This window comes from Alkanindiges illinoisensis (genome assembly GCF_004377485.1).
GTDB classification, from domain to species: domain Bacteria; phylum Pseudomonadota; class Gammaproteobacteria; order Pseudomonadales; family Moraxellaceae; genus Alkanindiges; species Alkanindiges illinoisensis_A.
In genome coordinates this window covers 96,298-118,557 of sequence record NZ_SNTY01000067.1, presented here as the reverse complement: position 1 = coordinate 118,557, position 22,260 = coordinate 96,298, and the positions used below count along the sequence as shown (strand labels likewise).

The window sequence follows — 22,260 nt, the reverse complement described above, 5'->3', positions numbered from 1 at the left end:
AATGAGTCTCCTTATACGCGACGTTTTTTAGGCGGACGGCAGCCGTTGTGAGGAATTGGTGTCACATCGGTAATGCTGTTAATTTTATAACCCACTGCGCCTAATGCACGAACCGCAGACTCACGACCTGGACCTGGCCCTTTAACAAGAACATCCAGATTTTTTAAACCGTAATCCAAAGCTGCTTTGCCAGCAACTTCAGCTGCTACCTGAGCAGCAAACGGAGTAGATTTACGCGAGCCACGGAAGCCCTGTCCACCGGAGGTAGCCCAGGCCAGTGCATTACCTTGACGATCGGTAATGGTCACAATGGTGTTATTAAAAGAAGCATGAATGTGAGCGATCCCTTCAGAAACGGTCCTGGTGACCTTCTTACGGGCGCGGGTATCTTTAGCCATCTTTTAGCTTCCAGAGCAATTATTTCTTAATTGGTTTTTTCGGACCCTTGCGAGTACGAGCGTTGGTTTTGGTGCGCTGACCACGAACAGGCAAGCCACGACGATGACGAAGACCACGGTAGCAGCCTAAATCCATCAAACGTTTAATGTTCATGGAAATTTCACGACGAAGATCACCCTCGGTAGGAACCTTGGCAACTTCGGCACGAATCGCATCCAACTGCGCATCCGATAACTCACGGATTTTGGTAGTAGCAGTAATTCCTACAGCCGCTAGAATGTTAGCAGCAGTATGACGGCCAATACCGAAAATGTAAGTTAAAGAAATGACAGCGTGCTTGTTATCCGGAATGTTAACACCGGCAATACGAGCCATTCATTTTCTCCAAAAAGGCAATTGAAAAATCAACCGCCCCATCAATTATGAGGGGGCGGATAATAACGCAATTCACCTAGTGAAATCAACAGGTAAGTCAGTTTATTAAAAAACTAGCCTTGACGCTGCTTGTGGCGAGGTTCTGCGCTGCAAATTACGCGAATTACCCCATTACGGCGGATCACTTTACAGTTACCGCAAATTTTTTTAACAGAAGCTTGAACTTTCATGTTAAACACCCTTCAGGTTGAATCACGCAAGCACTTACTTGTTCAGCAAGGAAGGTGACTTTTTCATCAATGACTGGTTCTCGTACTGATGTGAGGTCAGATGCGCCTGTAACTGCGCCATAAAATCCATCACCACAACCACCACAATGAGCAATGAAGTACCGCCTAAATGGAAAGGCACACCAAATGCACTTTGCAATACCATAGGCATTAAACACACTACGGTAATATAGATTGCGCCAATAAAAGTCAATCGATTGAGAATATGGTCCAAATAACGGGCTGTTTGATCACCAGGACGAATGCCAGGCACATAAGCACCGCTACGTTTTAAATTTTCTGATACTTCTTTGGGACTAAATACCAAGGCGGTATAAAAGTAACAAAAGAAGATAATCAAACCGCCAAACAGCACAAGATACAACGGTTGGCCTGGTGACAGTACCAGTGCCATATCCTGCAGAAAACGCTTGATAAAGCCAGCATTTGGATCCGCACTTCCTACCCATTGGCCTAGACTTGCTGGAAACAACAGCAAAGAACTAGCAAAAATTGCAGGAATTACCCCAGCCATATTAATTTTTAATGGCAAATGGGTTTGCTGTGCAGTAAATACTTTCCTACCCTGCTGCTTTTGTGCATAGTTTACAGGAATACGGCGCTGTGCTTTTTCGATAAAGATTACGGCAGCAATGACAGCAAGACTTAAAATTCCTAGCAGCAACAGGCCAATTAAACTGCTTTGACCCTGCTGAATGGATTCTACCGATTGCAGAACAATGCCAGGTAAACCTGCCACAATCCCTGCAAAAATAATCATTGAAATACCATTACCAATGCCACGTTCGGTAATTTGTTCACCGAGCCACATCAGAAACATGGTACCCGCTACCAAAGAAGTCACAGCAGGCACGTAAAAGCTCAGACCTGTTGACAGGGTAATCCCCTGACTTTGCAGCCCCGCACACATCCCAATCGCCTGTACCAAGCCTAGAAACAAGGTTCCTTGCCGGGTATACTGATTGATTTTACGCTTACCTGCTTCACCTTCTTTTTTAAGCGATTCAAGTGAGGGCACAACAGTCGCCATCAACTGAACAATAATCGAAGCAGAAATATAAGGCATGATGCCCAGCGCAAGAATTGACATGCGCTCTAGTGCACCACCCGAAAACATATTGAACAGACTAAGGATAGTATCCTTATTCTGTTCAAACAGCTGTGCTAACCGTTCTGGATTAATCCCTGGAACTGGAACATGCGCACCCAAACGAAACACTAATAATGCACCTAGCAAAAAAAGCATTCGTTGAATGATTTCCCGATATTTCTGACGAAACGCAGGACCTTTTATTGCTTTTTGCATACTATCTAACGTTGTATTTGGGGGCATAGCCACTTGGGATTACTCCTCAACCTTGCCGCCAGCTGCTTCAATTGCAGCTTTAGCACCTTTGGTCAGAGCAACACCCTGTACTGTGAATGCACGAGTAATTTCACCTGAAAGTACAATACGGGCGCGGATCTTGTCCTGACGAACCACATTGGCAGCTTTCAAAGTAGTCAAGCTAATAATATCGCCTTCCACCTTGTTCAGTTCAGATAAACGTACTTCAGCAGTTTTAAGCGCGAGCTGGCTGGTAAAACCAAACTTAGGCAAGCGACGGTAAATTGGCATCTGGCCGCCTTCAAAGCCGGCACGGATTCCTCCACCTGAGCGTGAAGTTTGACCTTTCACACCACGACCACCAGTTTTGCCCAGGCCAGAACCAATACCACGACCCAAGCGGCGATGTTCGCGCTTTGCACCTTCAGCAGGAGCAAGCTCATTTAAACGCAAAGTCATGGCTGCACTCCATTATCAACTGGCTCAACGCTTACCATATAGTATACTTTATTGATCATACCACGGTTTGAAGGCGTGTCCTGCACTTCAACAGTGTGACCAATGCGACGCAGACCCAATCCCTGCAGACACAGCTTATGATTTTTTAAGCGGTGGGCAGAAGATTTGATCTGGGTAACCTTGATTGTTTTCATGTCAAATTACCCTTGAATTTCTTCGACAGTCTTACCACGTTTAGCAGCAACTTTCTCAGCAGAGGTCATATTTTTTAGACCTTTGAAAGTTGCATACACTACGTTGGTTGCATTGGTAGAACCATAGCATTTTGCCAATACGTTTTGTACACCAGCAACTTCAAGTACAGCGCGCATTGCACCACCAGCAATTACACCAGTACCTTCAGAGGCAGGCTGCATGTAAATGCGGCTGGCACCATGCGAAGAATTTACCGGATGTTGCAGGGTTGTACCATTTAGCTCAACACTGATCATGTTGCGACGAGCAGCTTCCAGCGCTTTTTGAATTGCAGCTGGAACTTCACGCGCCTTGCCACGCCCAAAGCCTACGCGACCATTGCCATCACCCACCACGGTTAACGCAGTGAAAGAGAAAATACGGCCACCTTTAACTACCTTGGCAACGCGGTCTACAGCAACCAGCTTCTCAACAAAGCCTTCGTTTTGTTCAACTTTTGCCATGATTAGAACTCCAGACCGCCAGCACGGGCAGCATCAGCCAAGGCTTTAATACGACCATGATATTTAAAACCAGAACGGTCGAACGCAACTTTGGTAATACCAGCAGCTTTAGCACGCTCAGCAATTAATGCACCTACTTTAGTAGCTGCATCAACGTTGCCAGTTGCGCCAGAACGTAATTGTGCGTCTAAAGTAGAAGCTTGCGCCAGTACTTTACCACCTTCTGGGGAAATGATTTGAGCATAGATGTGACGCGGTGTGCGGTTTACACACAGACGAGTCGCACCCAATGCACGAATGTGCAAGCGCGTGCTTTTGGCACGACGCAAACGGGATTGTTTCTTGTCGTTCATACAGAACCTCGTGCCTTATTTCTTCTTAGCTTCTTTACGGAGAATGACTTCATCCGAGTAACGTACACCTTTACCTTTATAAGGCTCTGGTGGACGGAAAGAACGGATGTTAGCAGCTACCTGACCCAACGCCTGCTTATCAATAGACTTCAGGATAATTTCAGTTGGAGTTGGGGTTTCGGCAGTCACGCCTTCTGGCAGTTGGAAATCAATCGGATGCGAGTAACCCAGGTTCAGGTTTACAACAGTACCTTTTACCTGAGCTTTATAACCCACACCAACCAATTGCAGCTTACGTTCGAAACCGTTGCTAACACCAGTCACCAAGTTATTTAAAACGGCACGAGCGGTACCTGCCTGCATCCAGCTTTCTTGATTATCATTTGCTGGAGCAATCAGAACTTTACCGTCTTCCTGTTTTAGCTCGACCAGCGCATGCAGGTTGAAAGCCAGTGTACCTTTACTGCCTTTCACTTCGACCTGCTGGCCGTTCTGGGTTACTGTAACACCAGAGGGTACAGTAACCGGGGCTTTAGCCACACGAGACATGAGGAATCACCTATTAGGAAACAAAAGCAATCACTTCACCGCCAACGCCAGCAGCACGTGCAGCGCGGTCAGTCATGATGCCTTTACTTGTTGAAACAATTGCAATGCCCAAACCCTGCTTAACGCGTGGTAAGTCATTTTTGCCGCGATACTGACGCAAACCTGGACGGCTCACACGCTTCACGGTTTCAATAACTGGCTTGCCTTCAAAGTATTTCAGGGTCAGCGTCAGTGTTGGTTTACCCTCAACATCGGTAACTTCAGTACTGGCAATATAACCCTCAGACTGAAGCACGCCAGCAATGGCTTGCTTCAATTTGGATTGTGGCATTGAAACAGTTGCTTTCTTTGCCATTTGTGCGTTACGAACACGGGTTAGCATGTCGGCAACGGTATCTTGCATACTCATGTATGTTGCTCCTTACCAGCTTGCCTTAACCACGCCAGGGACATCACCCTGCATAACCATTAAACGCAACATGTTACGGCTTAAGCCGAATTTGCGGAAATAGCCATGCGGACGGCCTGTTAAACCACAACGGTTACGTTGACGAACAGGAGATGCATCACGTGGCAATGCCTGTAGTTTCAGCATTGCATCCATACGCTCTTCATCGCTTGCAGTACCGTTAGCAATAGTTGCCTTCAGTTCAGCGCGCTTGGCAGCATATTTAGCAACTGTTTTTTCGCGCTTTAACTCGCGATTAATCATGCTTTTCTTAGCCATATTGACCTCTTATTTAAACGGGAAGCCAAACGCACGCAATAGTGCACGGCCTTCGTCATCTGTACGGGCAGTAGTAGTAACAGTAATGTCCATACCACGGATACGATCAATTTTATCAAACTCGATTTCAGGGAATACAATCTGTTCCTTGAGACCCAGTGAGTAATTACCACGACCGTCAAAAGACTTAGGCGAAAAACCACGGAAGTCACGAATACGCGGAATAGTAATAGAAATCAGACGATCCAGAAATTCGTACATCTGATCACCACGCAGCGTAACTTTACAGCCAATTGGCCATCCTTCACGGACTTTAAAACCGGCAATAGAGTTACGTGCATGTGTTACCACCGGCTTTTGACCAGCGATTAACGTCATGTCTGATACCGCACCTTCCAACAATTTCTTGTCTTGAGTTGCGCCACCAACACCCATGTTTAGGGTAATTTTAGTAATGCGAGGAATTTCCATCACATTTTTCAAGCCTAATTGCTCTTGCAACTGGGCTTTGATTTCTTCGTTGTAACGTGTTTTAAGTCTGGCCATTGCCGATCAACCTATTACTTCGCTACCGCCACTGATTCACCATTTGATTTGTAAATACGGGTTTTAACGCCGTTTTCATCAATCTGGTAACCAACACGGTCAGCCTTTTGGGTTGTAGCGTTAAAAACCGCCACGTTAGAAATATGAAGCGCAGCTTCCTGGGTTACGATACCGCCTTCAGCGCCCGTAGCCTGGTTGGCTTTTTTGTGCTTCTTAACCAGGTTAAGGCCTTCAACCTTAACACGGTCACCAGTAACAGACAGAACAGTACCCTGTTTGCCTTTTTCTTTACCTGCGATCACGATAACCTGATCGCCTTTCTTGATCTTCGCCATGACTGCCTCTTACAGAACTTCTGGTGCCAATGAGATGATCTTCATGAACTGTTCAGTACGAAGTTCACGAGTCACTGGCCCGAAAATACGGGTGGCAATCGGTGCCTTGTTGTTGTTTAACAACACGGCAGCATTGTCGTCAAAACGGATCAGAGAACCGTCCGGACGGCGAATACCGAATTTTGTACGAACGACAACTGCGTTCATTACATCGCCTTTCTTGACACGACCACGTGGAATTGCTTCCTTCACGGTCACTTTGATAATGTCGCCAACGGAAGCGTAACGACGATGCGAACCGCCCAGTACTTTAATGCACTGAACACGGCGAGCGCCGCTGTTGTCTGCCACGTCGAGCATCGTTTCGGTCTGAATCATTGCCCTACTCCAAAACCGAGCATCATCGGTCAATTCGAAAGGCGCAAATGCTACCTGAATTTAACCGATGATGCAATAAGAACTAGTTTTGCCCAGCTGTTTCTACAACTTCAACCAAAGTCCAGGCTTTGGTTTTAGAAATAGGACGGCTTTCTTTGATGGTGACGATATCGCCAAGTTTGGCAACATTGTTTTCATCATGGGCGTGTAACTTCGTGGAACGGCGGATCATTTTGCCATACACAGGATGCTGAACCCGGCGCTCGATCAGGACAGTAATGGATTTTTCCATTTTGTCACTAACCACTTTGCCAGTCAGCGTACGTTGAGTATTTTGTTCGCTCATTGTCCGTTCCCCTGTTTCTCGGTGAGGAGAGTCTTAATGCGTGCAATGGCTTTACGGGCAACTTGCACTTCGTGCGTTTTGCCCAGTTGACCAGTTGCTTTCGCCATACGTAGACGAAATTGATTCAGTTGTTGCTCATCAAGCGCAGCATTCAACTCTTCAACCGATTTTTCGCGTAAATCTTTGGTATTCATTACATTACCGTCCGAGTCACAATAGCGGTTTTGAACGGAAGCTTGGCTGCTGCACGTGTGAACGCTTCACGAGCCAGTTCTTCTGAAACCCCTTCCATTTCGTACAGGATTTTGCCAGGTTGAATCTCGCAAACCCAGTACTCCACGCTACCCTTACCTTTACCCATACGGACTTCTAAAGGCTTTTGAGTAATTGGCTTGTCTGGAAATACACGGATCCAGATTTTACCGCCACGTTTAACACGACGGTTAATGGCACGACGAGCAGCTTCAATTTGACGAGCTGTAATACGACCACGCTCAACAGATTTCAGCGCAATCGTACCAAATGCGACTGTGCTTCCGCGATTTGCCAGACCAGTGTTACGGCCTTTGTGCACTTTACGGAATTTGGTGCGTTTTGGTTGCAACATGGATTATTCTCCCTTGTCTGCAGCAGCGCGGCCTTCACCACGTCCACGGCCTTCACCACGTCCGCGACGGTTTTCACCATCATTACGGCCTTCGTTACGACGGTCATCACGACCACCACGACGCTTAGGCTGACGCTCATCAGCAGGAGCCGGATTCAATACCTGACGCATACCGCCCAGGATCTCACCACGGAAAATCCATACTTTAACGCCAATCGTACCGTAGGTTGTTTCAGCACGCATGGTTGAGTAGTCAATGTCTGCACGCAGGGTATGCAATGGCACACGGCCTTCACGATACCATTCGGTACGGGCAATCTCTGCACCGCCCAGACGACCAGATACTTCAACCTTGATCCCTTTGGCACCAGCACGCATGGAGTTCTGTACAGCGCGCTTCATGGCACGACGGAACATCACACGCTTTTCCAGTTGGGAAGCAATGCTTTCAGCAACCAGACGGGCATCAAGATCAGGCTTGTCAATTTCATTGATGCTGACTTGTGCAGGCACACCCATAATCTGGGTCAGCTCACGTTGCAGCTTCTCAATGTCTTCGCCTTTTTTGCCAATGACAATACCTGGACGGGCAGTGCTAATGATGACTTTGGCAGCACCAGTAGGACGCTCAATCAGGATCTTGCTAACCATGGCAGCTTTTAATTTCTTGTGCAAGAAATCACGAACCTGTAGGTCTTTTAGCAAATATTCAGCATAGTTTTTTGGATTGGCATACCAGTTGGCGTTATGACGCTTCACTACACCAAGGCGGATACCGATTGGATGAACTTTCTGACCCATATCAAACCCCTACCTTAACGGTGATGTGACAGGTACGCTTGCTGATGCGATCTGCACGACCCTTAGCACGCGGTAAAATGCGCTTTAAGGTAATGCCTTCATCTACATAAATTGTAGAAACTTTCAGATCATCAACATCCAAGCTATTGTTGTGTTCTGCATTCGCAATTGCAGATTCCAGTGCTTTTTTCACCAGAACAGCTGCTTTTTTATTGCTGAATGACAGAATTTCAAGTGCGCGTCCAACCGGCTTGCCACGGACCAGGTCAGCGACCAGGCGAGCTTTCTGGGCCGAGATGGCCGCACCGCGTAATTTAGCAGTTACTTCCATTTTGACACCTTACCGTTTGGATTTCTTGTCAACACCGTGACCGCGATAGGTACGGGTTGGCGCAAATTCACCAAGTTTATGACCAACCATGTGTTCAGTGATAATCACAGGAACATGGTTACGACCATTATGAACAGAGAGGGTTAGACCCACAAAGTCCGGCAGAATCATCGAGCGACGTGACCAGGTTTTGATCGGCTTGCGAGAGTTGGCAGCTACAGCAGCTTCGACTTTGGCAAACAGATGCGCATCGACGAACGGGCCTTTTTTCAGAGAACGAGGCATATTCTAATTCCTTACTTGACGCGACGATCACGGATGATCATGTTAGTCGTACGCTTGTTGCTACGAGTCTTATAACCCTTGGATTTTTGACCCCAAGGACTTACTGGATGCATACCCTTGTTGCGGCCTTCACCACCACCATGCGGGTGATCAACCGGGTTCATTGCCATACCGCGAACGGTAGGACGAACACCACGCCAGCGGCTTGCACCAGCTTTACCCAGTGAGCGCAGGTTGTTTTCCGAGTTGGAAACTTCACCCAGAACTGCACGGCACTCGATATGCACTTTGCGCATTTCGCCAGAACGCAAACGGATGATTGCGTAGCTACCATCACGACCCAGCAATTGAACAGAAGTACCGGCAGAACGTGCTAATTGCGCGCCTTTACCAATTTTCAGCTCAAGGTTATGCAGGGTAGAACCCAGTGGCATGTTGCGCAGTGGCAAGCAGTTACCAGTACGGATCGGCGCATCATTACCTGACTGTACGCTATCACCAACATTCAGGCCTTTAGGGGCGATTATGTAGCGACGCTCGCCATCGGCATACTTTAACAGTGCGATGTGTGCGGTACGGTTAGGATCATATTCAATGCGCTCAACAGTGGCTGGAATGCCATCTTTGGTACGTTTGAAGTCGATTACACGGTACAACTGCTTGTGACCACCACCTACGTGACGTGTGGTGATATGACCGTTGTTATTACGGCCACCAGTTTTTTTCTTATTTTCAGTCAACGCAGCCAGAGGGCGGCCTTTGAACAGATGTGGATGAACCACTTTCTCTACAAAGCGACGTCCTGGAGACGTTGGTTTACATTTTTGAATAGGCATAATTTTCGTCCTTACTCCGCTGTGCTCTCAGCGGTATCGCCCAAGTCAGCCATTTGAACATCCTGGCCAGCTTTCAGGGTGACGTATGCTTTTTTGCTGTCAGAACGACGTCCAACAGTACGGCCAAAGCGTTTGGTTTTACCTTTCTGGTTTAGTGTGTTGACAGATTCAACCTGAACACCAAAAAGAGTTTCAACCGCTTTTTTAATCTCAAGCTTGGTGGCATTGACGTCAACTTTAAACACTTGAACGCCAAGGGTGTCACCCAGTACCTGAGCTTTTTCAGAGTAGTGTGGTCCTTTTAGGACTTGATACAAGCGTGCGTTATTCATCCTAGTTCTACCTCAAGTTTCTTGGCAGCATTTACGGACATCACAACTTTATCAAACGCGATCAGGCTAACTGGATTAACAGCAGCAGCATCCACCACGTCAACGTGAGGAATATTGCGCGCAGCCAGATACAGATTTTCATCTATAGCATCAGTCACGATTAATGCACGAGTTGCATTCAGGTCGTTTAGTTTGCCAAGCAATTCTTTGGTTTTTGGTGCAGATACAGCAATATCTTCAACCAGTACCAAACGTTCCTGACGAACCAGTTCAGCCAGAATACATTGCATCGCACCACGATACATTTTGCGGTTTACTTTTTGAGACCAGTCTTGAGGACGGGCTGCAAAAGTTTTACCACCTCCACGCCAGATCGGGCTACGAATAGAACCCGCACGGGCGCGACCAGTACCTTTTTGTTTAAAAGGTTTTTTACCGCCACCAGAAACTTCAGCACGAGATTTTTGTGCTTTAGAGCCTTGACGAGTACCTGCCAGATAAGCAGTTACTACTTGGTGTACCAAGGCTTCGTTGAATTCTCTGCCGAAGGCAACGTCGGACAGCTCAACAGCTGCACCAGAAACAGTCTTCAGATTCACGTTAATATCCCTCAGGCCTTGATGGTCGGACGAACGATAACGTCGCCACCAATCGAACCGGGTACAGCACCTTTGATCACCAGAACAGAACGTTCAGTGTCAATAGATACCACTTCAAGACCTTGTACGGTTACACGCTCGTCACCCATGTGTCCGGCCATTTTCTTGCCTTTGAACACGCGACCAGGTGTCTGGTTTTGACCAGTAGAACCATGTACACGGTGAGAAACCGAGTTACCATGAGTTGCATCTTGTGTGCGGAAATTCCAGCGCTTAACACCACCCTGGAAGCCTTTACCTTTGCTCTGACCAGTAACGTCAACGATCTGACCTACGGTGAACACGTCCACACCGATAGTACCGCCAACTTCACGACCATCAAGGTCAGCTTCGTTAACGCGGAACTCTTTCACAACACGACCTGCAGCAACACCTGCTTTGGCATAGTGACCTTTCTGGGCGTTGGCGACGCGAGATTCGCGACGTTCGCCAGTGGTAACCTGCACAGCCTGGTAGCCATCAGTTTCCAGTGTTTTGATTTGAGTAATACGGTTTGGATCGACTTCGATCACCGTGACTGGCACGGAGACGCCGGCTTCTGTGAAGATACGGGTCATACCGCACTTACGACCGACTAGACCAATAGCCATTTGTTTAACCTCTTAAAAAGCGGCTTGTTGAGCAGTTTTGCTATTTAGAAAAGCATTTAGTTGCATCAACTTACCGAAAGCCTTAACACTGCACCAACTAATCGAGGATTAGCCCAGTGCGATCTGTACGTCTACACCAGCAGCAAGATCAAGTTTCATCAGCGCATCAACTGTTTTATCAGTTGGCTGTACGATATCAACCATGCGTTTGTGGGTACGGATCTCATACTGATCACGCGCGTCTTTGTTGACGTGTGGGGAAGTCAGTACGTTAAAGCGTTCGATGCGAGTAGGCATCGGAATCGGGCCGCAAACTTGCGCACCAGTGCGCTTAGCGGTCTCTACGATCTCCTGGGCAGACTGATCAATCAGACGATGATCAAACGACTTCAGGCGGATACGGATTCTCTGGTTAGCCATACCAGTTACTCCAAGCCAAATAATAAAGAATCACCCTTGACGCGCCTCAAGCTTGAGGGTCAAAGGCAGTGAAAATCACTAAGGTCGTGAACGATGCCACGACTGTCATGGCTGGTTTTGACAGGCAAAACACAGCCGCTTGAGAAAACCAAGTTTCTCGAAGGCTGGCTATTGTAGGGACAAACTGGCTTAAAAGCAAGCAAACTTACGTGGGCTGAACGTTGTTTTTAGCGGCTTTGGCAGAATTGGGACTTTGTGCCTGTGCAGTAGCCTGCAATACAAAATCAATGGCGCGGTTGAGCATTTCGTTTGCAGGCTTAAAGGTATCGAGCGAGGTGGCCATCAGTTCATGGAATGACTGGATATAGGTTCCGTCCTTGTTTTCCATATCCGGCTTTTCTTCCAGGAACAATGCCAGATTGACTGGGGTGATTTCTGGATGGAACTGGAAGCCCAGCACATTGTGCTTGTACTGGTAGGCTTGCCTTGAACAGGCTGCACTGCCGGCCAGTAATACCGCACCTTCTGGTAACTCAAAGGTTTCGTTATGCCAGCTTAAGGCAATCAGGTCGTCTGGAAAATCAAAAATGTGCTGTGACGGATCATGCTGGGCAGCCCCATCAACCTTGAAAATCGACCACCAGCCAATTTCTTCATACTTGTTCTTATGAACCTGCGCACCCAGACTGCTAGCAATGAGTTGCCCACCCAGACACAAGCCAATGACTGGCTTGTCTTTGGCCATGAATTCCCGAATCCACTGCTTTTCCTGTTTTAACCAGGGATAAGTGGCTTCATCATTTACACTCATCACCCCGCCCATGACAATCAGTAAATCAATCTCATCGGTGCTGGGCAAATTGCTGGCCTGCTGGCCTTTGTCCAGTGCAAAAAATTCGGTATAGCTGAATACTGCGCCTTTTTCTTTTAAATAATGTTCCGGGCTGCCATAGCCTTCGTGCAAGATATGCTGGAAATAATGAACCCGTAGTGCTGTCTGCATCAGTTTACCTCCGGCTAGTCAGTATGTGCGCTGAACTCATTATTAAACAGCCATTAAACCATGTGTGCTTTTGTGACTGTGTTATCTTTTCCTTTAAAACCGTTGCCAATTTGCAGTCTATATGACAGAGCCGTCTTGAATTGATGGAGTAAAAATAAAACTGCTAAAACTTGCCAGAATGGTGTTATTTATTTAGCGTGCAGTAAACCTTGTTTGATGGATTTGTCATGCCCGATTCTGTTCAGCCCCGTCACGATGCTACTCTTGAAAATAAAATGGATAAATCCTGTGCTATTACCCGCCTGATTCATCCTGAAAAACAGGTGCCACAAAAGTTTGGGTCGGTTCAACCTGCGGTTTATCGGGCATCTACAGTGTTTTTTGAGTCGACGCAGGCCATGCGCAACCGAAGCTGGCAGGATGATTACGACTATAGCTATGGCTTGCATGGCACGCCAACCACCTATGCGCTGGCTGACCGGATTGCTGCCCTTGAGGGCGGTGAGTATTGCATTTTGGCGCCCAGTGGGCTGTCTGCCATTAATCTGGTGAACTTTACGTTTTTACAGCAGGGCGATGAAGTCTGGCTGCCTGATAATATTTACGGGCCAAACAAGGATTTGATCAGACAGCTTAAAACCCAGTTTGGCATTGATTACTTTCTGTATGACCCGCTGGATGCCAGCAGCTTTACGCCCTCTGCCAAGGCCAAGCTGATCTGGCTGGAAGCAGCTGGTTCAGTGACGCTGGAATTTCCTGATCTGGTGGGTTTGGTAGAAAAGGCACAGGCAGCCAATGTGCTGACCGTACTGGATAACACCTGGGGCGCCGGGCTGGCCTTTTGCCCGTTTGATTTTTCAGCAGAACACCTGAGTGTCGATATCAGCGTGCATGCCTTAACCAAGTATCCCAGTGGCGGCGCTGATGTCCTGATGGGCAGTATTGTAACCCGGCAACGCAACCTGCATCTGGCCGTGCTGCGTACCCATACCTTACAGGGCATTGGCGTGGGCGGTGATGATGCCGAGCGGATTATTCGTAGCCTGCCCAGTATTCAGCTTCGTTATGCGCAGCAAGATAGCAATGCGCGGCAACTGGCAGCGTGGCTAAGCCAGCAGGATTGTTTTGCACAGGTACTGCACCCTGCCCTGCCTGATGCTAAAGGACATGCGTTCTGGCAACAGGTGTGTGGTGAAAGCAATCGCGCAGCAGGACTGGTGAGCGTGCTGTTTAAACCTGAATTTTCCCTGCAACAGGTGGATGCATTTTGTGATGCCCTGCGGTTGTTCAAGCTGGGCTATAGCTGGGGTGGCCCGATGAGTCTGGTGATGCCTTATCAACTGGAGCACATGCGGCAACCTGGCCATCATTACGAAGGACTTTTAGTGCGCTTTTGCATTGGACTAGAAGCTATTGATGATCTTGTGGCTGATTTGCAACAGGCACTGCAAAAAATTTAGTTAATTTTTATCAATGAGTTAAGTTGATTCAATTAAACACTTAAAAAAATTATGGAATTTAAGATTGACAGCTGGATTTTATAAGATGTATTTTATATACATCTTATAGCACAGCCAGAGATGCTTGCCATGTTAACCCAGAGCCAGAAAGACCTCGTTAAAGCCACTGTTCCTGTATTGCGTGAACACGGGGTTGCCTTAACCAGCTATTTTTATAACCGCATGCTGACCAACAACCCGGACTTGAAGGAAACGTTTAATCTGGCGCATCAGCGTAGTGGTGCACAGGCACAGGCTCTGGCAGGCGCGGTGCTGGCTTATGCCGAAAATATTGAAGACCCTTCTGTGCTGGCACCCGTGATTGAGCTGGTAGCGCACAAGCATGTGAGCCTGAATATTCAGGCACCGGATTACAATATTGTGGGTGAAAACCTGCTGCATTCCATTAGTGAAGTACTGAAAGTGCCGATGGAAGATGAGCTGATTGCCGCATGGGCAGCGGCTTATGGGCAACTGGCCAATGTGTTTATTGAAACTGAGCAAAAGATTTATCAGGAACACGAGCAGACCCAAGGCAGCTGGCTCGGCTGGCGCAAGTTCAAGATTGCTAAAAAGGTTCAAGAAAGCAGTGAAATTACCTCGTTTTACCTGATCCCTAGCGATGGTGGCAAACTCCCGCCGCATCAGGCTGGTCAGTACATTTCCGTGCGTGTGACCGTACCGGAACTGGGTCACAAGCAGCCGCGCCAGTACAGCCTGTCGGATAGCTCACGTGCCGATCATTTGCGCATTTCCGTGAAGCGTGAAGATGCACAGGGTGACAAAATTGGCGGCTGGGTATCCAATACTTTGCATGCGATGCAGGAAAATGATGAAATTGAAGTGACTGCACCGACTGGCAACTTCTTCCTATTTGACAGCCATAAAACCAATGTGCTGATTAGTGGCGGTGTAGGTTTAACCCCGATGATTGCCATGCTCAATCATTTGGTGAGTCTGGACATGCCAAAACCCGTGCATTTTATTCATGCCTGCCGGGGCAGTCAGGTACATGCCATGAAGCAGCATTTAAATGACCTTAAAACCCAGCAGCCGAATCTGAGCCTGTGGACTGCCTATGAGCATCCCCAGTCAAGCGATGTACTGGGTCAGGATTATCACCATGCCGGACGTTTGAATTTGGCTGAATTACCGGCTGAACAATTGCCAGTAGATGCCGATTATTACCTGTGTGGCCCGATTCCTTTTATGCATGAACAGCACAAGGCACTGGTGGCACGCGGGATTAAGCCTGAGCAAATCCATAGTGAAGCCTTTGGTACTGGTGGTGTGCATTTTAGCTAAGGGCTGTTAAATCACTACGGCTATTAAGCAGAACTGCATTTGAGCGACTGATTGTTTAGAAGGCTTATTTAGTTTATCGGCGATTAAGGGTTAATCTGTGATAGGATTAACCCTGCTTTTATTTTAAGCAACCTGTGTTGTTCCCTGAATCTTGTGTTCTTTGCCTCTTCTACCCTTGTGTACCTGAATCATGCAATTAAACCGGTTTACCGATCTTGGCTTGCGGGTACTGATTTATCTGACCCAGCCGCCCCGTCCTACGCCTTTTACCATTAGTGAAATGGCAGATGAGCTTATGGTGTCGCATAACCATCTGGTGAAGGTGGTGCATTTTATGGGCAAACAAGGCTGGGTACAAACCACACGTGGCAAGGGTGGCGGCATTAGTCTGGCACGTCCTGCCAGTGAATACCGGCTGGGTCAGGTGATTAAAACCTTGGAGCAAAATACCCAGCAGCAAATTCAGTTGGTAGACTGCCATAGCACACCCTGCACCCTGATTAGCATTTGTGCGCTCAAACCAGCGCTGGATCAAGCCTTGCAGGTGTTTTTTGATTATCTGGATCAATACACGTTAGCCGACATGATTAAAACGCCACTGCAACAGGCTATCAAGGGCGATAACCGCATTCCGGTGCTGGATTTAATGCTGGCGCAGTAGTACTGGCACACATTAAGCTGCTAGACATTAAATCGGTTTTTACTATCCTTGACCAATCCCCGCTACAGGCCACGAAGAAAAAACACAGGCCGTGCAAAAGGCTTTATACTGCACCCAGATGATTTTCTCACCTCATACCGTTCAGATAACACTCTCCCAGATCATTAGAGCCCTGTTTGACTATGCGCCCTAAAGCCAGAATACCCAAGTTTCAGCGTCACGACTTCAAGCCGATTTCTTATGCCAAAAAAGAAAATACGGCAACCTCTGCCTATGCCCTCAGTGCCTTAAGCTGGTTACGCAAGGCTGAGTTTTTAATGAGTGCACCCAAGCTTAATTTGTGTGTGGAGGATACTGGCTTTGAAATTGCCTTTGCGGGTCGTTCCAATGCCGGCAAGTCCAGTGCTATCAATTGTATTACCGATCAAAATCAGTTGGCGCGGGCTTCCAAGCGTCCGGGTCGCACGCAAATGATCAACTTTTTTAGCCTGGGCAATCCCGACCAGCGTCTGGTGGATTTGCCCGGTTATGGCTATGCTGCTGTACCGGAAGAAATGAAAAAAGTCTGGCAAAAAGAGCTGCAAAATTACCTGATTGAACGCAAGAGCCTGACCGGTCTGGTGTTGCTGATGGATGTGCGTCACCCATTAAAGGACTTTGACCGCATGATGCTGGAATGGGCCAAAGATCGGCATTTGTTTGTGCATATCCTGCTCACCAAAGCCGATAAGTTGAACCGTGGGCCTGCCAGCGCTGCCTTGCTGGATGTTAAAAAAGAACTGAAAAAAATGAAGCTGGATTTTTCCATTCAGCTGTTTTCATCATTAAGTAAGCTGGGTCTGGAAGAACTGGCCATGGTGATGGCGGGTCGCCTGAACTATGTGGTGGATGAAGACGGTAAGGCCATTAATCCGATGGATAATACTTTAGAGAGTCAAGAAAGCAGCTTATTGCATCCTGATACTAATATTGATGCGGTTAGGCTTGAAGGCATTAATATTGACGACATCCCTGAAGTGGGTGATGAGGATCTGGATTAAGGAATTTATTAAAATAGTGCTGTTAGAATCTTGTGGAATTAGAGGCTAAAAATGTTTATCAAAAGTGTAAAACTAAAAAATTGGCGGAATTTTCGCCAAGCTGATGCGCAGTTAGCTGACGTTTCTTATATCTTAGGAGCGAATGCAGCTGGTAAGTCTAATTTTTTAGACGTATTCCGCTTTTTAAGAGATATTGCAAAACCTGAAGGTGGTGGTTTACAAAAAGCGGTCAATGATCGAGGTACAGTTCCCAAAATTAGATGTTTACATGCACGTCAGGATACTGAAGTTAAGATTGAAATTAATTTTGTTGATAAGCCAGATGATGAGTATATTAGTTGGCAGTATATCTTAGGATTTAAACCTGAAGGAAAAGGTAAACACCGCACCTTTGTTTCATGTGAAGAAGTATGGCAAGGAGGTCACCGTTTACTCAAAAGACCTAATGCTGAAGATAAAAAGGACCAACTTTTATTAACTGAGACTGCTTTAGAGCAAACTCGTGCTAATAAAGATTTTAGAAACATTGCTGAGTTTTTTTCTAATATTACTTATTTACACTTAGTACCTCAACTTCTTAAATATAGTGAAAAAATTGGTGGAAACCGGATTGAAGATGATCCTTTTGGACAGGGCTTTTTAGAGCGTTTAGCAAAAATTCAAGAAAAAACCCGAAATGCACGTTTAGCAAAAATCGGCAATGCTTTGTCACAGGCTGTCCCTCAATTTAAAGAATTGAGATTTACTAAGGATGAAATGGGGCACCCTCATTTAGAAGCACGGTACGAGCACTATCGACCTAATGCTGGATGGCAACGTGAAGATAGCTTTTCAGATGGAACACTTAGATTATTAGGTATATTGTGGTCCTTACAAGATAGCAATGGCCTACTCTTACTGGAAGAACCTGAGCTTTCACTTAATCAAGCTGTTGTTGAACAAATTCCTTTATTAATCAACCGAATTTTGCGTTCTAATCGTAAAATTCGTAGGCAAATAATTATCACTACTCATAGTGAGCACCTCCTTAGTAATGAAGGAATAGATGCAAATAGTTTAGTTATTCTAAAACCAGAAAAAGAAGGTACAACTATACAATCTGTTAGTGAGGAAGATAGAATTGCTTTACAGGCGGGGTTAACAGTAGCAGAGGTAATACTACCTCAAACTCGACCCACTCAGATTAATCAACTTGGGTTTTGGGCAGAGTAATAATAGTGTATTTTTTTTTAGCCTGCGAGGATCCTTTAGCTCAAGCTTGTGGCGAACGCTTACTTCAGCATTTAGCACCAGATACTCTCATTAAACCTATCATCACTGGCGGTAATGGGCAACTTAAAAAAAAATTACCAAATTTTATTAAACTTGCTCATCATGCACCGATATTATTACTTACAGACTTAGATAAGGTAATTTGTGCTCCTGCACTAATCAAAGATTGGTTGGTTGAACCAAATCATCCAGAACAGTTTTACTTTCGAGTTGCTGTCCGTGAAACAGAAAGCTGGTTATTAGCAGACCGTCAAGGTCTATCAGCTTGGATTAATGCTCCTATTAATAAAATTCCTTTAAATAGTGAGTTAGAACAAGATCCAAAAAAATATCTTCTTGATTTGGTTAATCGCTATGGTAATCGTCAACTTAAAGAAGATCTACTACCTTCGCCTACTAACATTACAAGCAAAGTTGGTCTTGGATACAATGCTCGCCTAACTGAATTTGTAAGAGAAAATTGGTGTATTGAATCAGCGATTGAGCATTCTGACAGTCTAGCTCGTGCTTATAAACAGCTTCAAAAATTTAAACTATAATTTTAACTAAAGCCACTTAAATACCTGCCCCTACCATCTCAATCACCCACACTTCCGATTGTGATCCCAAGCGAAATGGCACGCCCCAAAAGCCAAAGCCGGAACTCACCACCACATGGGTATTACGGATTTTCTTGTAGCCATACGCCACGGTATTTAAGTATTTCACAATAAAATTGGCCGGAAAAATCTGTCCATTGTGGGTATGACCGGAAACCTGCAAATCAATCGGTAGCTGGCTATTTTCATTGATATGGCTAGGACGGTGATCCATTAAAATAATCGGTTGATTCAGGTTTGCGGGCATTAATTCCGCTGTGGCCTTGCGATTGCCGATCATGTCATCCAGCCGCCCTGCCAGCCATACCTGATGATTCACCAGCATACCCTCATCAATTAATACCTGCACGCCTGCCTGCCGCAATGCGTTGGTGATTTCTGCACGACTGCCATATAAGTCATGGTTGCCCAGTGTGGCATATACGCCAAACGGCACCTGACTTACTAAGTGCTGCAAACTGGTTTGCATCTGGCGGGCTTGGTAGTACTTGATGTCATCATCCATAATGTCGCCGGGCATCAGCAATAACTGCACCTGTTCACGCTGGATAATATTGCTTAATTGATTCAAATGGTATTTGCCCACCAGCAGGCCCAGGTGCAAATCCGAAACCATGGCAAGGCGTAGCGGCGTACTTAAAGGCTTATCAATAGTAATGCGTAACTTGCGCACAGTAAGCCTGTAGGCGTTATACAGGCTTAAACCAACCAGGCCTGCAAAGCCCAGTACCATCATCAGCAATACGCCATAATTCTGGTAAAACGGCTGTTGATACAAGGTACTTAGGCCATAGCGAAGAATCACATTCACGCCAGCCACGGCCACAGTGGTTAAAATCACCAGCCATAATAAAGTCAGCCATGTCATAGCCAGCTTAAGACCCATGCTAAAAAGCCGCAGGATGGCAATCATCAACAACCCATTGCTAACTGCAAACACGCCCCAAAGCAGGTACTGCGCCGACTGCGGGCTTAAAATACTGGCAAGCCCCCAGTTCAAGCCCTGTGCAGCGCCATAGCTAAACAGCTCAAACAACGCTACCAAAATTATTACAAACAACCAGCGCATGCATCATCTCTTATTAAGGATTTAAATCTGGAAAATCTATGAGTTGCGGTTACGTTCCATTGCCATAGTCGATATTTCAAAGCCCAGTTTCTCAAAGAAATTGGCTGAGCCTTCATGCCCTGCACGCAATACCCAGGTTGCACCGGGCGCGCTATTGATGACAGCTTGCACCAGATCGCGGCCAACGCCCTGCTTGCGATAGGCTGGGTCAACCACCAGCATGGAAATATAACCATTCGACAAGCCATCGGTGATGCCACGAATATAACCAATCACCTGACCGTCTTTTAGCGCAATAAAATTACATGCTGAGGCATTCACCAAAGCTGTAAATTGCTCAAGACTGCTGATCCGGTGCGCCCAGCCATTCTGCTGTAACAGTTCATAGGCAGCTTGCCGATACGCAGCATCGTGTTCATCTGCCGTTAAGCGGCATATTTCAGTTTGCATGGATTCAGACTCAGTTTTTGTATTGTATTGCAGGGGTTAATGATGCAAGTTGTTACGCTTTTAGAGCATGAAAAACCATGATTATTGAGATAATTCCTATTAAAAAAACCAGCGCTACTTCAATGCAGAATTACATCAGAATATTGGTGATTTTGATGCCGAATTTCTGCTGAAATTTTTTGCCCCAGAAATGGATGACCTGAGCAATGCGATTTATCCACTGGAAAAACCCTCTGATTTCTCAGCACGATAATAGTTGTTAATCCGGTGACGTTGAGACTGAGGGTTGAACGGCTGGCGTACTTTCGGTTGCTGATCCATTCATTCCAGAAAAACGTTGCACCACCACGCTAATCATCATGTCGCCCTGCACATTCACCACAGTACGCACGGTATCCAGAATGCGGTCTATCGGCAATAAAATTGCCACGGCTTCAGCCGGCAAGCCCACTGATTGCAGCACCATAATCATGGTCACCATACCCGCACTGGGAATACCGGGCGCTCCTAAAGAGGCAATCATGGCGGTCAGGCACACCACCACCTGCTGGCCAATGCTTAAATCAAGCCCAACCAGATTGGCAATAAACAGCGCGGCGGCGGCTTCATACAATGCCGTGCCATCCATGTTCATTTGTGACCCCAGCGGCACCACAAATCCCACCACACCGGGATTCACACCGAGATTTTGCTCAGCACAGCGCATGCTCACCGGCATGGTGGCCGAGCTGGAACTGGTGGCAAATGCGGTAATCAAGGCAGGCCGCGCCCCACGGAAAAATGTCAGCGGGGACATTCTGCCAAAAATCCAGAGTAAAGCTGGCAACACCACCAGACCATGAAAAATGGTACTGCCAGTCACCACCACGGCAAACTTGGCAAGGCTGCCCAGTACATCCAGACTTTCACTGGCAACCAGTTTGGCCATCAAGGCAAAAATGCCAATCGGAGCCAGCCACATAATCCAGCCGACAATGTGCATCACCAGCTGAAACGACTGGTTTAAAAACCCATGCACAACCTCATAACGCGGGCCACCAGCCACTAGCGCCGCGCCAACCAACAGGGCAAACACCACCACAGCCAGCACGTTGTTTTCCGCCATGGCCTTAAAGGGGTTAACCAGAAGGCCATTAATAAACTGACTGATAAATTCCGACGGCGAAAATTGTTGCTTGGCCTCAAAGCCACTCATCGCCTGCTGGAACAGGTCAATGTGCAAGCCTTGCCCCGGCTGAAACAAGTGTGCACACAAAATACCAATCGTTACTGCAATCGTTGTGGTGGTTAAACAGCAGATTACTGTAACTTTCCACACGCGGTGCCCATGCTCATGCGCCTGCAGGTTGGATACGCCCACCACAATCGAAGTAAAAATCAGTGGCACCAGAATCAGCTTGAGTAAACCAATAAAAATACTGCTGGCAATACCAAGTCCATACAGACTGGCACTGTGAAAAGCTGACTCAACCGGCAGTGTATTCAGTAATAAGCCAAACAATACGCCCAAGACAGCAGCAATAAAAATTTGCGTATTTAAAGACTTAAATAGTTTCATGGTGCTCATTAATGGTGGCTGGATGCAAAAGCATAATGGCTGTAATCCGGCACCCTGTAAAATATTTTTTTGCTATGAATTTTTATAAAGTTTATTTAAAAACAATAAAAAAGCCATTCTTATAAACCCAAGAATGGCTTTTTAACATGCCCTGCTGATAG

Annotated in this window: 35 protein-coding genes and 1 pseudogene; 7 read left to right on the top strand and 29 right to left on the bottom strand. The window is 46.6% G+C overall.

Annotation, left to right across the window (positions count from 1 at the left end):
• Positions 1–11: 11 nt before the first annotated feature.
• From rpsK to E2B99_RS12610, 26 genes are all read right to left on the bottom strand, one after another.
• Positions 12–398: a 30S ribosomal protein S11 gene (rpsK, locus tag E2B99_RS12735; RefSeq protein ID WP_026472354.1), complete on the bottom strand. Its 387-nt coding sequence runs from the start codon at positions 396–398 to the stop codon at positions 12–14.
• A 19-nt stretch (positions 399–417) separates the two neighbouring features.
• Positions 418–774: a 30S ribosomal protein S13 gene (gene rpsM, locus E2B99_RS12730; protein ID WP_026472353.1), complete on the bottom strand. Its 357-nt coding sequence runs from the start codon at positions 772–774 to the stop codon at positions 418–420.
• Positions 775–887: 113 nt separating this feature from the next.
• Positions 888–1,004, bottom strand: coding sequence for a 50S ribosomal protein L36 (gene rpmJ / locus E2B99_RS12725; protein ID WP_039619814.1), 117 nt, complete (start codon positions 1,002–1,004; stop codon positions 888–890).
• A 34-nt stretch (positions 1,005–1,038) separates the two neighbouring features.
• Positions 1,039–2,358 (bottom strand): preprotein translocase subunit SecY, encoded by a 1,320-nt coding sequence (gene secY / locus E2B99_RS12720; protein WP_205669686.1) that lies wholly within the window; start codon positions 2,356–2,358, stop codon positions 1,039–1,041.
• A 51-nt stretch (positions 2,359–2,409) separates the two neighbouring features.
• Positions 2,410–2,850, bottom strand: a complete 441-nt coding sequence (gene rplO, locus E2B99_RS12715) for a 50S ribosomal protein L15 (RefSeq protein WP_134245435.1) — start codon at positions 2,848–2,850, stop codon at positions 2,410–2,412.
• Positions 2,847–3,044, bottom strand: coding sequence for a 50S ribosomal protein L30 (rpmD, locus tag E2B99_RS12710; protein ID WP_026472350.1), 198 nt, complete (start codon positions 3,042–3,044; stop codon positions 2,847–2,849). Before rpmD ends, rplO begins: the two co-directional genes overlap by 4 nt.
• Before the next feature lie 6 nt (positions 3,045–3,050).
• Positions 3,051–3,548 (bottom strand): 30S ribosomal protein S5, encoded by a 498-nt coding sequence (rpsE, locus tag E2B99_RS12705; RefSeq protein WP_026472349.1) that lies wholly within the window; start codon positions 3,546–3,548, stop codon positions 3,051–3,053.
• A gap of 2 nt (positions 3,549–3,550) precedes the next feature.
• Positions 3,551–3,901: a 50S ribosomal protein L18 gene (gene rplR, locus E2B99_RS12700; RefSeq protein WP_026472348.1), complete on the bottom strand. Its 351-nt coding sequence runs from the start codon at positions 3,899–3,901 to the stop codon at positions 3,551–3,553.
• Positions 3,902–3,916: 15 nt separating this feature from the next.
• Positions 3,917–4,450 (bottom strand): 50S ribosomal protein L6, encoded by a 534-nt coding sequence (gene rplF, locus E2B99_RS12695; RefSeq protein ID WP_026472347.1) that lies wholly within the window; start codon positions 4,448–4,450, stop codon positions 3,917–3,919.
• Between the two features lie 13 nt (positions 4,451–4,463).
• Positions 4,464–4,859 carry a 30S ribosomal protein S8 gene (gene rpsH, locus E2B99_RS12690; RefSeq protein WP_026472346.1) on the bottom strand — a complete coding sequence of 132 codons (396 nt, stop codon included), beginning with the start codon at positions 4,857–4,859 and terminating at the stop codon, positions 4,464–4,466.
• A gap of 12 nt (positions 4,860–4,871) precedes the next feature.
• Positions 4,872–5,177: a 30S ribosomal protein S14 gene (gene rpsN / locus E2B99_RS12685; protein WP_026472345.1), complete on the bottom strand. Its 306-nt coding sequence runs from the start codon at positions 5,175–5,177 to the stop codon at positions 4,872–4,874.
• A gap of 9 nt (positions 5,178–5,186) precedes the next feature.
• Positions 5,187–5,723, bottom strand: a complete 537-nt coding sequence (rplE, locus tag E2B99_RS12680) for a 50S ribosomal protein L5 (protein ID WP_026472344.1) — start codon at positions 5,721–5,723, stop codon at positions 5,187–5,189.
• Between the two features lie 14 nt (positions 5,724–5,737).
• Positions 5,738–6,058, bottom strand: a complete 321-nt coding sequence (gene rplX / locus E2B99_RS12675) for a 50S ribosomal protein L24 (RefSeq protein WP_026472343.1) — start codon at positions 6,056–6,058, stop codon at positions 5,738–5,740.
• A 9-nt stretch (positions 6,059–6,067) separates the two neighbouring features.
• The gene (rplN, locus tag E2B99_RS12670) at positions 6,068–6,436 is read right to left on the bottom strand and encodes a 50S ribosomal protein L14 (RefSeq protein ID WP_005018345.1); all 369 of its coding nucleotides are present in this window, start codon (positions 6,434–6,436) and stop codon (positions 6,068–6,070) included.
• Positions 6,437–6,518: 82 nt separating this feature from the next.
• Positions 6,519–6,782 carry a 30S ribosomal protein S17 gene (gene rpsQ / locus E2B99_RS12665; protein ID WP_134245433.1) on the bottom strand — a complete coding sequence of 88 codons (264 nt, stop codon included), beginning with the start codon at positions 6,780–6,782 and terminating at the stop codon, positions 6,519–6,521.
• A complete protein-coding gene (gene rpmC / locus E2B99_RS12660; protein WP_134245431.1) occupies positions 6,779–6,976 on the bottom strand; it encodes a 50S ribosomal protein L29 in 198 nt (65 codons plus the stop codon). Before rpmC ends, rpsQ begins: the two co-directional genes overlap by 4 nt.
• Complete coding sequence (gene rplP / locus E2B99_RS12655) at positions 6,976–7,389, bottom strand: 50S ribosomal protein L16 (RefSeq protein ID WP_026472340.1); 414 nt, start codon at positions 7,387–7,389, stop codon at positions 6,976–6,978. The genes rpmC and rplP overlap by 1 nt, the downstream gene beginning before the upstream one ends.
• A gap of 3 nt (positions 7,390–7,392) precedes the next feature.
• A complete protein-coding gene (gene rpsC, locus E2B99_RS12650; protein WP_166739052.1) occupies positions 7,393–8,190 on the bottom strand; it encodes a 30S ribosomal protein S3 in 798 nt (265 codons plus the stop codon).
• A 1-nt stretch (position 8,191) separates the two neighbouring features.
• A complete protein-coding gene (rplV, locus tag E2B99_RS12645; protein WP_026472338.1) occupies positions 8,192–8,521 on the bottom strand; it encodes a 50S ribosomal protein L22 in 330 nt (109 codons plus the stop codon).
• Between the two features lie 9 nt (positions 8,522–8,530).
• On the bottom strand, positions 8,531–8,806 hold the full coding sequence (gene rpsS / locus E2B99_RS12640; protein ID WP_026472337.1) for a 30S ribosomal protein S19: 276 nt from the start codon (positions 8,804–8,806) through the stop codon (positions 8,531–8,533).
• A gap of 11 nt (positions 8,807–8,817) precedes the next feature.
• Positions 8,818–9,642 carry a 50S ribosomal protein L2 gene (rplB, locus tag E2B99_RS12635; protein WP_076877597.1) on the bottom strand — a complete coding sequence of 275 codons (825 nt, stop codon included), beginning with the start codon at positions 9,640–9,642 and terminating at the stop codon, positions 8,818–8,820.
• A gap of 11 nt (positions 9,643–9,653) precedes the next feature.
• Entirely contained in the window at positions 9,654–9,974 is a 321-nt protein-coding gene (rplW, locus tag E2B99_RS12630) for a 50S ribosomal protein L23 (RefSeq protein ID WP_026472335.1), read from the bottom strand.
• On the bottom strand, positions 9,971–10,573 hold the full coding sequence (gene rplD, locus E2B99_RS12625) for a 50S ribosomal protein L4 (protein WP_026472334.1): 603 nt from the start codon (positions 10,571–10,573) through the stop codon (positions 9,971–9,973). The genes rplW and rplD overlap by 4 nt, the downstream gene beginning before the upstream one ends.
• 11 nt (positions 10,574–10,584) lie before the next feature.
• Positions 10,585–11,223, bottom strand: a complete 639-nt coding sequence (gene rplC / locus E2B99_RS12620; RefSeq protein ID WP_134245429.1) for a 50S ribosomal protein L3 — start codon at positions 11,221–11,223, stop codon at positions 10,585–10,587.
• 108 nt (positions 11,224–11,331) lie between these two features.
• On the bottom strand, positions 11,332–11,643 hold the full coding sequence (gene rpsJ / locus E2B99_RS12615; RefSeq protein WP_026472332.1) for a 30S ribosomal protein S10: 312 nt from the start codon (positions 11,641–11,643) through the stop codon (positions 11,332–11,334).
• A 205-nt stretch (positions 11,644–11,848) separates the two neighbouring features.
• A complete protein-coding gene (locus E2B99_RS12610) occupies positions 11,849–12,646 on the bottom strand; it encodes a type 1 glutamine amidotransferase (RefSeq protein ID WP_134245408.1) in 798 nt (265 codons plus the stop codon).
• Positions 12,647–12,921: 275 nt separating this feature from the next.
• Between E2B99_RS12610 and E2B99_RS12605 the strand changes: the two genes are divergently transcribed.
• The 6 genes from E2B99_RS12605 (at position 12,922) to E2B99_RS12580 (ending at position 18,962) form a co-directional block, all read left to right on the top strand.
• The gene (locus tag E2B99_RS12605; protein ID WP_134245475.1) at positions 12,922–14,106 is read left to right on the top strand and encodes a PLP-dependent transferase; all 1,185 of its coding nucleotides are present in this window, start codon (positions 12,922–12,924) and stop codon (positions 14,104–14,106) included.
• Between the two features lie 129 nt (positions 14,107–14,235).
• Positions 14,236–15,450, top strand: a complete 1,215-nt coding sequence (hmpA, locus tag E2B99_RS12600; RefSeq protein WP_134245474.1) for an NO-inducible flavohemoprotein — start codon at positions 14,236–14,238, stop codon at positions 15,448–15,450.
• 190 nt (positions 15,451–15,640) lie between these two features.
• Positions 15,641–16,111: an Rrf2 family transcriptional regulator gene (locus E2B99_RS12595; protein WP_134245407.1), complete on the top strand. Its 471-nt coding sequence runs from the start codon at positions 15,641–15,643 to the stop codon at positions 16,109–16,111.
• Between the two features lie 182 nt (positions 16,112–16,293).
• On the top strand, positions 16,294–17,151 hold the full coding sequence (gene yihA / locus E2B99_RS12590) for a ribosome biogenesis GTP-binding protein YihA/YsxC (protein ID WP_134245473.1): 858 nt from the start codon (positions 16,294–16,296) through the stop codon (positions 17,149–17,151).
• Positions 17,152–17,202: 51 nt separating this feature from the next.
• Positions 17,203–18,363: an AAA family ATPase gene (locus E2B99_RS12585; RefSeq protein WP_134245405.1), complete on the top strand. Its 1,161-nt coding sequence runs from the start codon at positions 17,203–17,205 to the stop codon at positions 18,361–18,363.
• Positions 18,364–18,368: 5 nt separating this feature from the next.
• Positions 18,369–18,962 carry a DUF4276 family protein gene (locus tag E2B99_RS12580; RefSeq protein WP_166739051.1) on the top strand — a complete coding sequence of 198 codons (594 nt, stop codon included), beginning with the start codon at positions 18,369–18,371 and terminating at the stop codon, positions 18,960–18,962.
• A 16-nt stretch (positions 18,963–18,978) separates the two neighbouring features.
• On the opposite strand, the gene E2B99_RS12575 is transcribed toward E2B99_RS12580, so the two are convergent.
• The gene (locus tag E2B99_RS12575; protein ID WP_134245401.1) at positions 18,979–20,091 is read right to left on the bottom strand and encodes a metallophosphoesterase; all 1,113 of its coding nucleotides are present in this window, start codon (positions 20,089–20,091) and stop codon (positions 18,979–18,981) included.
• Positions 20,092–20,127: 36 nt separating this feature from the next.
• Positions 20,128–20,541, bottom strand: coding sequence for a GNAT family N-acetyltransferase (locus E2B99_RS12570; protein ID WP_134245399.1), 414 nt, complete (start codon positions 20,539–20,541; stop codon positions 20,128–20,130).
• A 121-nt stretch (positions 20,542–20,662) separates the two neighbouring features.
• On the opposite strand from E2B99_RS12570, the pseudogene E2B99_RS15135 reads away from it, so the two are divergent.
• Positions 20,663–20,794 (top strand): annotated as a pseudogene (locus E2B99_RS15135) (hypothetical protein); the annotation flags it as partial.
• Between the two features lie 6 nt (positions 20,795–20,800).
• On the opposite strand, the gene E2B99_RS12560 reads toward E2B99_RS15135, so the two are convergent.
• Positions 20,801–22,099 carry a dicarboxylate/amino acid:cation symporter gene (locus E2B99_RS12560; RefSeq protein WP_134245397.1) on the bottom strand — a complete coding sequence of 433 codons (1,299 nt, stop codon included), beginning with the start codon at positions 22,097–22,099 and terminating at the stop codon, positions 20,801–20,803.
• Positions 22,100–22,260 lie beyond the last annotated feature (161 nt).

Coding starts and splice junctions, on each gene's coding strand:
- E2B99_RS12610 (WP_134245408.1), bottom strand. CDS start 12,646: ATGCAGACAGCACTACGGGTTCATTATTTCCAGCATATCTTGCACGAA.
- rpsS (WP_026472337.1), bottom strand. CDS start 8,806: ATGCCTCGTTCTCTGAAAAAAGGCCCGTTCGTCGATGCGCATCTGTTT.
- rplO (WP_134245435.1), bottom strand. CDS start 2,850: ATGACTTTGCGTTTAAATGAGCTTGCTCCTGCTGAAGGTGCAAAGCGC.
- E2B99_RS12595 (WP_134245407.1), top strand. CDS start 15,641: ATGCAATTAAACCGGTTTACCGATCTTGGCTTGCGGGTACTGATTTAT.
- rpsE (WP_026472349.1), bottom strand. CDS start 3,548: ATGGCAAAAGTTGAACAAAACGAAGGCTTTGTTGAGAAGCTGGTTGCT.
- rplR (WP_026472348.1), bottom strand. CDS start 3,901: ATGAACGACAAGAAACAATCCCGTTTGCGTCGTGCCAAAAGCACGCGC.
- rpmJ (WP_039619814.1), bottom strand. CDS start 1,004: ATGAAAGTTCAAGCTTCTGTTAAAAAAATTTGCGGTAACTGTAAAGTG.
- E2B99_RS12575 (WP_134245401.1), bottom strand. CDS start 20,091: ATGCGCTGGTTGTTTGTAATAATTTTGGTAGCGTTGTTTGAGCTGTTT.
- rpsQ (WP_134245433.1), bottom strand. CDS start 6,782: ATGAGCGAACAAAATACTCAACGTACGCTGACTGGCAAAGTGGTTAGT.
- rpsJ (WP_026472332.1), bottom strand. CDS start 11,643: ATGGCTAACCAGAGAATCCGTATCCGCCTGAAGTCGTTTGATCATCGT.
- E2B99_RS12560 (WP_134245397.1), bottom strand. CDS start 22,099: ATGAAACTATTTAAGTCTTTAAATACGCAAATTTTTATTGCTGCTGTC.
- rplC (WP_134245429.1), bottom strand. CDS start 11,223: ATGGCTATTGGTCTAGTCGGTCGTAAGTGCGGTATGACCCGTATCTTC.
- rpsC (WP_166739052.1), bottom strand. CDS start 8,190: ATGGGTCAGAAAGTTCATCCAATCGGTATCCGCCTTGGTGTAGTGAAG.
- rpmD (WP_026472350.1), bottom strand. CDS start 3,044: ATGAAAACAATCAAGGTTACCCAGATCAAATCTTCTGCCCACCGCTTA.
- hmpA (WP_134245474.1), top strand. CDS start 14,236: ATGTTAACCCAGAGCCAGAAAGACCTCGTTAAAGCCACTGTTCCTGTA.
- rpsK (WP_026472354.1), bottom strand. CDS start 398: ATGGCTAAAGATACCCGCGCCCGTAAGAAGGTCACCAGGACCGTTTCT.
- rpsN (WP_026472345.1), bottom strand. CDS start 5,177: ATGGCTAAGAAAAGCATGATTAATCGCGAGTTAAAGCGCGAAAAAACA.
- rpsH (WP_026472346.1), bottom strand. CDS start 4,859: ATGAGTATGCAAGATACCGTTGCCGACATGCTAACCCGTGTTCGTAAC.
- E2B99_RS12585 (WP_134245405.1), top strand. CDS start 17,203: ATGTTTATCAAAAGTGTAAAACTAAAAAATTGGCGGAATTTTCGCCAA.
- E2B99_RS12570 (WP_134245399.1), bottom strand. CDS start 20,541: ATGCAAACTGAAATATGCCGCTTAACGGCAGATGAACACGATGCTGCG.
- E2B99_RS12605 (WP_134245475.1), top strand. CDS start 12,922: ATGGATAAATCCTGTGCTATTACCCGCCTGATTCATCCTGAAAAACAG.
- rplN (WP_005018345.1), bottom strand. CDS start 6,436: ATGATTCAGACCGAAACGATGCTCGACGTGGCAGACAACAGCGGCGCT.
- rplW (WP_026472335.1), bottom strand. CDS start 9,974: ATGAATAACGCACGCTTGTATCAAGTCCTAAAAGGACCACACTACTCT.
- rpsM (WP_026472353.1), bottom strand. CDS start 774: ATGGCTCGTATTGCCGGTGTTAACATTCCGGATAACAAGCACGCTGTC.
- rplX (WP_026472343.1), bottom strand. CDS start 6,058: ATGGCGAAGATCAAGAAAGGCGATCAGGTTATCGTGATCGCAGGTAAA.
- yihA (WP_134245473.1), top strand. CDS start 16,294: ATGCGCCCTAAAGCCAGAATACCCAAGTTTCAGCGTCACGACTTCAAG.
- rpmC (WP_134245431.1), bottom strand. CDS start 6,976: ATGAATACCAAAGATTTACGCGAAAAATCGGTTGAAGAGTTGAATGCT.
- rplB (WP_076877597.1), bottom strand. CDS start 9,642: ATGCCTATTCAAAAATGTAAACCAACGTCTCCAGGACGTCGCTTTGTA.
- rplF (WP_026472347.1), bottom strand. CDS start 4,450: ATGTCTCGTGTGGCTAAAGCCCCGGTTACTGTACCCTCTGGTGTTACA.
- rplP (WP_026472340.1), bottom strand. CDS start 7,389: ATGTTGCAACCAAAACGCACCAAATTCCGTAAAGTGCACAAAGGCCGT.
- rplE (WP_026472344.1), bottom strand. CDS start 5,723: ATGGCCAGACTTAAAACACGTTACAACGAAGAAATCAAAGCCCAGTTG.
- rplV (WP_026472338.1), bottom strand. CDS start 8,521: ATGGAAGTAACTGCTAAATTACGCGGTGCGGCCATCTCGGCCCAGAAA.